Here is a 785-nt window from a genome sequence, read left to right on the forward strand (position 1 = left end):
CGTGACGAACGACTCGCTGCTGGGCTTCGCGAGTTTGCCGGGCGGCGCGCGGTTCTATAATCGGCCGAATATGCAAACTGCTTCGGCCGTGCCGGCGCAGCGACTCGCGAACGCGTCCTGAACGCATTCAACGAGGTACGGACCAACGGAACCCGCATGATCGACACGCTGGCTTATTCGCTCGAACCGGACGACACGATCTTGTCCGGCATGCTGTCGCACTTCAGATTGCTCGAGCCGGTGTTCGATGCGATGCCGGACGTCGTTTTCTTCGTGAAGGACGCCGCGGCGCGTTACACGCTCGTCACCCGCACGCTTGCCTCGCGCTGCGGCTTCAAGGAGAAGGCCGCGCTGCTCGGCAAGACTGCCGAGGACGTATTCCCGCGCCGCTTCGGGCGCGTCTATACCGCGCAGGACAAGGCGATCATCGACGTTGGCGCCCAGATGCTCGACCAGCTCGAATTGCCTCTGTACCCGGGGCGGACGCCGGGCTGGTGCCTGACCTGCAAGCAGCCGCTGCGCGACGCCACCGGCAAGGTTTTCGGGCTCGCCGGCATTTCGCGCGATCTGAAGACCGGCGAAAGCAGCCATCCGGCCTACAGCCGCCTTGCCGCGGTCGTGCAGTCGATCCAGGAAAACTACGTACAGCCGCTGAATCTGAAGCAACTGGCGGCGCTGGCCAATATGTCGGTCGCGCAACTGGAGCGCTATTTTCACAAGGTGTTTCATCTGACGCCACGCCAGGTGTTGCTGAAGACGCGGCTCGACGCGGCGACCGCGCTGCT

General features: G+C 63.8%; 1 protein-coding gene. It reads left to right on the forward strand.

Annotated elements, in window-relative coordinates; genetic code table 11:
- Positions 1-159: 159 nt before the first annotated feature.
- Positions 160-785 (forward strand): AraC family transcriptional regulator (locus tag G3N99_RS41440; protein WP_206125336.1); only part of this gene is annotated, 626 nt, incomplete at its 3' end.

Origin of the sequence: Burkholderia sp. Ac-20392 (assembly GCF_017104585.1) — a bacterium.
GTDB lineage: Bacteria > Pseudomonadota > Gammaproteobacteria > Burkholderiales > Burkholderiaceae > Burkholderia > Burkholderia lata.